Origin of the sequence: Streptomyces sp. NRRL WC-3549, from assembly GCF_000721935.1 — a bacterium.
Taxonomy (GTDB): domain Bacteria; phylum Actinomycetota; class Actinomycetes; order Streptomycetales; family Streptomycetaceae; genus Streptomyces.
Window position 1 is genome coordinate 170420 of the sequence record NZ_KL585386.1, and the last position, 7700, is coordinate 178119.

General features: G+C 71.6%; 6 protein-coding genes and 2 pseudogenes. 3 read left to right on the forward strand and 5 right to left on the reverse strand.

The features are described 5' to 3' along the window. Positions 1 to 12: 12 nt before the first annotated feature. Both IH13_RS0105125 and IH13_RS36770 read right to left on the reverse strand, forming a co-directional pair. The gene (locus IH13_RS0105125) at positions 13 to 204 is read right to left on the reverse strand and encodes a ferredoxin (RefSeq protein WP_031081370.1); all 192 of its coding nucleotides are present in this window, start codon (positions 202 to 204) and stop codon (positions 13 to 15) included. Between the two features lie 20 nt (positions 205 to 224). Next, a pseudogene (locus IH13_RS36770) lies at positions 225 to 1423 on the reverse strand (cytochrome P450). Between the two features lie 107 nt (positions 1424 to 1530). Between IH13_RS36770 and IH13_RS0105135 the strand changes: the two are divergent. Next, the gene (locus IH13_RS0105135; protein WP_051835764.1) at positions 1531 to 2223 is read left to right on the forward strand and encodes a TetR/AcrR family transcriptional regulator; all 693 of its coding nucleotides are present in this window, start codon (positions 1531 to 1533) and stop codon (positions 2221 to 2223) included. Between the two features lie 128 nt (positions 2224 to 2351). Here the strand turns inward: IH13_RS0105135 and proP are convergent, their stop codons facing one another. The 3 genes from proP to IH13_RS0105150 form a co-directional block, all read right to left on the reverse strand. Beyond that, the gene (gene proP, locus IH13_RS0105140) at positions 2352 to 3857 is read right to left on the reverse strand and encodes a glycine betaine/L-proline transporter ProP (protein ID WP_031081374.1); all 1506 of its coding nucleotides are present in this window, start codon (positions 3855 to 3857) and stop codon (positions 2352 to 2354) included. Between the two features lie 263 nt (positions 3858 to 4120). After that, positions 4121 to 4591 carry a hypothetical protein gene (locus IH13_RS0105145; RefSeq protein ID WP_031081376.1) on the reverse strand — a complete coding sequence of 157 codons (471 nt, stop codon included), beginning with the start codon at positions 4589 to 4591 and terminating at the stop codon, positions 4121 to 4123. Between the two features lie 398 nt (positions 4592 to 4989). Beyond that, the gene (locus IH13_RS0105150) at positions 4990 to 5895 is read right to left on the reverse strand and encodes an NADP-dependent oxidoreductase (protein WP_031081378.1); all 906 of its coding nucleotides are present in this window, start codon (positions 5893 to 5895) and stop codon (positions 4990 to 4992) included. 376 nt (positions 5896 to 6271) lie between these two features. On the opposite strand from IH13_RS0105150, the gene IH13_RS0105155 reads away from it, so the two are divergent. Then, the gene (locus IH13_RS0105155; RefSeq protein WP_031081380.1) at positions 6272 to 6628 is read left to right on the forward strand and encodes a MerR family transcriptional regulator; all 357 of its coding nucleotides are present in this window, start codon (positions 6272 to 6274) and stop codon (positions 6626 to 6628) included. Positions 6629 to 6673: 45 nt separating this feature from the next. After that, positions 6674 to 7567: pseudogene (locus IH13_RS40475) on the forward strand (TSUP family transporter). The last annotated feature ends 133 nt before the right edge of the window (positions 7568 to 7700 follow it).

The window sequence follows — 7700 nt, forward strand, 5'->3', positions numbered from 1 at the left end:
GGCCCACGGGTCCTACTCGATGACACGCACCGCACCGGACGGGCAGAGCGTGCCGGCCTCGATCGCCGCCGCACGGCCCTGGTCATCTGGTTCGGCGGCGAGCACCGTCACCAGGCCCTCGTCGTCCTGGTCGAACACCTCCGGCGCCGTCAGGGCGCAGAGGCCCGCCCCCACGCAGATCTCGCGGTCCACCGTCACACGCATGGCTGCTCCTTCCGCCGCGGTCACCAGGTGACCGGGAGTTCGTTCACGCCCTGGATCGTCGTGCCCGGACGCAGCGTCAGCCGGTCCACCGGCACCGCCAGCCCACCGCCGTGAGGATGACCTCCAGTTCGAGGCGGGCCAGGTTCTGGCCGAGGCACTGATGGACGCCGTAGCCGAAGGACAGGTGGTGGCGTGCCTCGCGCCGCACGTCGAAGGTGTCGGGGTCGGTGAAGACGGAACCGTCCCGGTTGGCGATGGAGTTGGTGACGATGACGCCCTCGCCCGCCCGGATGTGCTGCCCGTCGATCTCGATGTCCGCCTTGGCGATACGGCCGCCGGCGATGTCGGCGATCGCCAGGTAGCGCAGCAGTTCCTCCACCGCTCCCGGCACCAGCGACGGGTCGCCTCGCAACGCGGCGCACTGCTCGGGGTGTTCGAGGAGGGTGATGACGCTGAGCGAGGTCATCGACGCCGTCGTCTCGTGGCCCGCCACCAGCAGGAGGATGGCGGTGGCCACCAGCTCCGCGCGGTCGATCGCGCCCTTCTCCAGCTGCTCCCTGACGAGGGTGCTCAGCAGCCCCGGCCGGGGCGGCTCACCCCTCAGGGTGTCCACCAGGCCGCCGAGGTAGCCCTCCAGGTCGTCCCGGGCGGCCCGGGCCTCGGCCGCGTCCGGGGACTGGATCAGCCGTCTGCTGGCGTCCTGGAAGAAGTCGTGATCCGCGTAGGGCACACCGAGCATCCGGCAGATCACCATGGACGGGACGGGCAGCGCGAATTGGCTGACCAGGTCGGCGGGCGGTCCGCTCGCGACCATCTCGTCCAGGAAGCCGTGCACGATCTGCTCGATCTCGGCCCGCATGCCCTTGATGCGCCGTACGGTGAACTCGCTGATGGTCATGCGCCGCTTCGGCCCGTGTTCGGGCGGGTCCAGGCTGATGAACGCCGGCCGGCGGTCCCGGAAGCTCTCCACCCGCCCGGAGGTCGCGGGGAAGTCGGCGTGTGTCCGGTCGGACGAGAGCCGGGGGTCGGCCAGCAGCTTCCGCGCCGTGTCGTAGCCGGTCACCAGCCAGGCCTTCCGGCCGTCGTAGAGGGTGACCCGCTGCAGCGAACCCTCCTGGTCCCGGAGGTCGTTGTACCGGTCGGGGAGGTGGTAGGGACAGGTGCGGTCACTGGGGAAGGCGGGGGCGCCCGACGGCGGCGTCGTAACGGTCTCGGTCATCGGTACCTCGATGCACTCGACGCTTAAAGAACGGTCAGTTCTCTAACGGAAGGCTAGGCTGACCCACTCGATGCTCACAACGGGTGCTCGACAAATGGCTGGGAGTCATGCCTCCAACTCACGGGGACACGCCGGACCGTACGGCCGGGGACCATCGAAGAAACCCTCGCCGTCGAGGTGAGGAACTGGAGAAGGCCATCCTGGCCGCGGCCCTCGAGGAATTGGCCGAGGTCGGCTACGCCGGAGTGACGATGGAGCGGGTGGCCGTACGGGCCCGTACCGGTAAGGCCGCCCTGTACCGCCGGTGGCCCGGCCGCGCCGAACTCGTCGTCCACGCCTGCGCGGCCTATGGTCTGTCCGACGCCGACCTGCCCGACACCGGCGCGCTGCGGACCGATGTCATCGCCGCGCTGCGGCAGCTTTCCGCCAGGCTGGCGGCGTGGCACGGCGGCATCCTCCGCGGCCTGCTCACCGAGGTGATGCACGACCCCGAGTTCGCCCGGCTGGTCCGCGAACGGGTCCACACCGCCGGTCCGGGGGCGATACAGGGCATCCTGCTGCGCGCCGTCGCACGTGGCGAGATCGAGCCGTGGGTTCCCGCCTCCCGGCGCGCCACCGTGGCGGTCGACCTGCTCCGCAACCACTACCTGCTCCACGGGGCGATCCCGGAGGACGTCATCACCGAGATCGTCGACGACGTGTACCTCCCCCTGCTCCTGGCTCCACCGTCCGCCCCCTCCTCACCGCCGCACGGCAGAACGGACGACGCGCAGCCGGACGGACCGGGAACGGGGCCGTGACCGCGGCGCCGGTCTGATGGCCCGTACCCGGCACGCGGCCCGCGGAGCCGGGGTACGTGGCGCTCCCGGCACGCGGCCCGTGGAGCAGCCGGGGTACGGGCGCGGTGCCCGGGCCGTCCGCCGTCGGTTCAGCCCTTCTTCCTGCCCCCGCCCCACGGATGGCGCCGCCGGATCCACAGGTCACGCGCCTGCCGGCCCGCCTTCGTCCTACTGCGGGCGACCAGGGTCCGCGCCTGCTCCTGCGTCTCCACCATGGGCCCGGACCCGCGCAGCGGTTTGCCCGCCGTCTCGTGCAGGAAGAAGGTCGCGACGAGCCCGACGACGCCCGCGACCATCAGGTAGTACGCCGGGACCATGTCGTCGCCGGTCAGTTCCACCAGCGCGGAGGCGAACAGCGGCGTGGTTCCGCCGAACACCGACACCGAGATGTTGAAGGCGATCGACAGGGCGCCGTACCGGATGCGTGTCGGGAACAGCGCCGGGAGCGTCGACGCGGACGTTCCGGCGAAGCAGACCAGCAGCAGCCCGAGCACCCCGCAGCCGAAGGCCGGCAGCAGGATGCCGCCCTGCCGGATGAGCAGGAAGGCCGGCACCGCGAACACGATGAGTGCCACGCTCCCGGCCATGAACACCGGGCGCCGGCCCCAGCGGTCCGAGGACCTGCCGACCGCGGTGATGGTCAGCACCACGAGCAGCATGGTGCCGAGGACCAGCAGCTGGGAAGTCGTCTCCGGCTCGCCGAGCGTCTCGGACATGTACGTCGGCAGGTAGGAGGTCACCATGTAGTTCGTGACGTTGTAGAGCAGTACCAGGCCCATGCAGATGAGCACCGCCTCCCAGTGCCCCGTGAAGATCTCCTTGAGCCTGCCCTTGCCGGACTGGCGCGCCTGTTCGACGGGGTCGCCCTCGGACAGCGCCGCGGCCTGGGCCTCCTCCTCGCGCTGGAAGACAGGGGTCTCCTCCAGTTTCAGCCGCATGTACAGACCGATCAGGCCGAGGGGCCCCGCGACGAAGAACGGGATGCGCCATCCCCAGTCCGTCAGCCCGTCCGTGCCGAGGGTCGCCGTCAGCACCGTCACCAGGCCGGAGCCCAGCGAATAGCCGATGAAGGTCCCGAAGTCCAGCCAACTGCCCAGGAAACCACGGCGTTTGTCCGGCGCGTACTCCGCGATGTACGTCGTCGCGCCCGCGTACTCGCCGCCCGTCGAGAAGCCCTGCACCAGTCGGCACACCAGGAGCAGGAGGGGCGCCGCGAAGCCGACCGCGGCGTAGGTGGGGAGGAAGCCGACGGCGAAGGTGCTCGCCGCCATCATGATCATGGTGAGAGCCAGCACCTTCTGCCGCCCCACACGGTCACCGAGCGGCCCGAAGACCAGTCCGCCGAGCGGTCGCACCACGAAGGCGGCGGCGAAGGTCGCGAAGGTCGACACCACTTGCGCACCCGGCGAGCTCGACGGGAAGAAGACCTTACCGAGGGTGCCGGCGAGGTAGGCGTAGACGCCGAAGTCGAACCACTCCATCGTGTTGCCGAGCGCCGCCGCCGTCACGGCGCGCCGCACCTTCGGGGGATCGGTGACGGTCACGTCCTCGGCGGCCAGTGCCTTCTTGCGGCGCCTCAGGAGCGTCCGCAGCATCTGGTCCGTCGCCGACCGCCCCCGCTGGCTCCGGTGAACCTGCGGTTGTCGCCTCGGTTCCGGCATGAGAGTCCTGCCCTCCGCTGTAGCTCCGGCCCCTCCGCCGTACCGCGTAGCCGCCGGCCTCTGTCTTCTTCCGGCAGGCCCACCTTCCCCGCCCGCGCCGATGAATGCCGGATGACTGTGCCGTAGGAGCGGATCAAGGGACCCGTACGGGGGAAACCCGGCGGTGGGGACGAGGCGGTGGGCCGGTCACGGCCGCTTCATCCGTCGGCGTCCCGGGCCGGGCGTCTGGTCAGGACGAGGAGGCTTCCGGCGACGCCGATCACGATCAGCGCGAGCGCGATGCTGATACCGCCCTCGTCGTCCCAGTACACGTCCTTCAGGCTCAGGAGCAGCGCGGCCTCGTCGACGACCAGTGCCGCGCCCACCCCGTACCCGAGGCCGAGCCACGCGCGTACGCGCGGCGACCGCTCGACGACCCCCACCGCGCCGACGACGAGCAGGAGCAGGATGCCCCAGACGTAGTGGTGGATGTGCACGCCACCGGCACTGACGTCACCCACACCGGCGACATCGATGTGGATCAGCCAGGTCAGCAGTCTCATCAGTCCGAAGGCGGCGGTGAAGCCGAACCACGCGAGGACCAGGCCCCTGCGCTCGGGCGTCACGTCACGCAGTCTGCGGGGCCGGCCGCCGGGTGACCGGGTGGGGGCTCTCGTCGCGGGTGTCATATCCGTATGGTCGGGGACGGCGCGGTCCGAGGACGCGTAGACACCCGGACGTCCCGGACAGGCTTCTGCCCACCTGCGGGCGGGGCCGTGTCCGACGCTGGTCACGGCCAGGTATGTGATCGCCTCACCGCCGTCGGCGACCATCGCCACGGGATCGGTGGCGATGCGCACCGGGCCGGTGGGCCGGTGGGCCGGTGGGCCGGTGGCATCGGCGAGATCGGACAGCAGCCGGGAACCGGCGTGGTCGACCACCCCGCGGCCATCGGACGAGACGACGAGCCAGGGACGCGCCCTGTGCTCCTCGCGCCACTGGCGGACGACACGGCAGCGGTGAGCGGTCGGAACCCGGACCACCGCTCACCGAGGGCGCGGGCCTGGCCAGGATCAGCCCGGCCGGTTCAGATGCGGATCACGATCTTTCCTCGGGTGCGCCCACGCTCGGCGTGCGCGTGGGCGTCGGCGATCCGTTCCAGGGGGTAGGCCTGTTCGATACGGGGTGTGTAGCGGCCCTGCCCGCCCAGTTCCGCCGCCGCGGACAGGAGAGTCGAATCGTTCTCCGCGTTGACCACATGCGTCTCCAGACGCTGCCCGCCCGCGTGGTCGGCGACCGTCGCGACGCGCTTCGGGTCACCTGTGATCGCGACGAGGTCGTCCAGCGACCCGGAGGCCGCGGTGTCGAGCACGATGTCGACCCCGCGCGGGGCGAGAGCGGACAGGCGCTGCGCGAGGCCGGGGCCGTAGGTGGTGGGAACGGCGCCGAGAGCGGTGAGGAACTCGTGGTTGCGTTCACTGGCCGTCCCGATCACCGTGGCACCTTGCGCTACCGCGATCTCGACCGCCGCGCTGCCCACGCCTCCGGCGGCGCCCTCGACGAGGAGGGTGCGCCCCTCGAGGGAACCGAGCGCGTCGAGCCCACGCATCGCGGTCACTGACGCGAGACCGGCACCAGCGGCCTGTTCGTCGTTCCACGTGGCGGGGGTGTGTGCCCAGGCCGAGAGGATGAGCAGTTCCGCGGTCGCCCCGGTGACACCGCCCAGTCCGAAGACACGGTCGCCGATGCTCACCTCCCGCACCCCGTCGCCGATCTCGTCGACCACACCGGCGCCGTCGCGACCCGGAATGGCGGGCAGCTCCAGGGGAATCAGCTGGCGCAGGGCCCCGGCGCGCAGCTTCCAGTCGATGGGATTGACGCCGGCCGCCGCGACGCGGACACGGATCTCACCGGGCCCGGGATGAGGGTCGGGGGCCTGCTCGATCACCAGGCTCTCCACTCCGCCGTATTCATGGAACCGGGCTGCGCGCATGATGGTCTGCCTTACTTTGACGGGCCGGAATGACGTGTTCGTCCGACGTCCGTCACCCTAGAACCTGACGTTGACGTGAGGTGCAAGCCGCAACTCCCGCCCGGCCGCGGATGGGTGGGGGTGCCGAGCGGACGGGAGTGAGCATGGGGGCCTGCGCCACCACGAGGGACACGCCGGCTGTCGCCGTCGGCACCCATGTGCTCTCGGGCGGGCCCGGCGATCCCGACACGACGCGAGAACGGCCGTGCGTACGGGAACGCCCCTCGGATCCGCCACCGGGCGGTTCGATCGACCCCCAGCTGCGGCCGGAGCCGGTACCGCTAGCCTGGACCTGACGTCAACGTGAGGTACGAGCGAGAAGGGAGAGCCCTGCGTCATGCGCATCGGACAACTCGCCAGGCGGGCAGGGGTCAGCGTGCGGGCCCTGCGCTACTACGAGGAACAGCGACTCCTGGAATCGGCGCGGACGCCCGGTGGGCAGCGTGACTATCCCGAAGAAGCCCTGGAGCGGGTCCAGCTCATCCAGGACCTCTTCGCGGCCGGCCTCTCCAGCCGTACCGTCGTCGAACTCCTGCCGTGCGTGAGCACCGGCGTCGCGACCCCCGCCATGCTCGACCAGCTCATCATCGAACGCGACCGCATCGCCGCACGCATCCAGGACTTGACCCGGGCCCAGACCGAACTCGGCCGTGTGATCGAGCATGTGGCCGCGGCCAGGGTGGCGCAGGGCTGATCAACCCGTCGCGAGGGCCCCGACCCATCCGGCGCCTACCGGGCCCTGGCTCCGGGCGGGCTCGGTGGGGGCGGCAGCATGCTGACGGTGCCCGCGCCGATCTACCTCCTCGGCTTCGGTCCCGTCGCCGCCACCACCGCGAGCCTGGTCATCGTCGCCGCCACCTCCGTCAGCTCGCTGCTCGCCCACGCCCGGGACGGCGACGCGCACTGGCGGGCCGGGCTGCTGTTCGCAGCCGCCTGTTCGCAGCCGCGGGCATCGGCCCCGCCATGCTCGGCGGCCGCGTCCCGGTCCCCGCCCTGAGCGTGGCGTTCTCGGTGATCGCCGCGCTCGCGGCCTGGCGCATGCGCCGCCCCCGACCGCCCCGTACGGCTGACCAGGTCAGCGGCGGCCGGGGCCGGGCTGGGGGCCGTCACCGGTGTGCTGGGCCTCGGCGGTGGCTTCCTCGCCGTACCCGCCCTCGCCGGTGTCGTCGGCCTGCGGATGAAGGCCGCCGTCGGCGCCCGCCTCCCGGTCGTCATCGTCAACTCGATCGCCGCGCCCGCCACCCGTTCCCACCCCGCCGACGGCCTCGACTGGGGTGTCATCGCCCCGTTCACCGGAGCCGCGATCCTCGGCGCCGACGGCAAACGCCTCGCCACGAAGGTCTCCGGCGACCGGCTGCGCCAGGTCTTCGCCTGCGTGCTCGCGGTGGCGGCCTTCATGCTCCTCGACGGCCTCGTAAGACCCGGCCGAGGCCGCGGTCGGTGCCCCTCCCCCGCGGAGCCGCTCGTGCCCCCGAGGCTCCCGAACGCGAACGAGCCCCCTCCGCAAGGACCTGACCGCGTAACCCAGGGGGCCGACGTGTCGTTGAGCTGCCACCGGGCGTCGGGACGGGGGGCAAAAATTCGACCAGCACATCGTCCGACGCGCGGCACCGCGTGTGGTGGCGCGATGTGAGGTCGGGGCCGCCGGCATCGATGACCTCGGCTCCTGCACCGCGACGGTGCCCGTGCCGATGGCCCGGCCGGCCCGTGTCCATGACGCGCTTCGCCCGCCCCAGGCCGCCCGAACGCTGTCGCTCCAGAGGCAG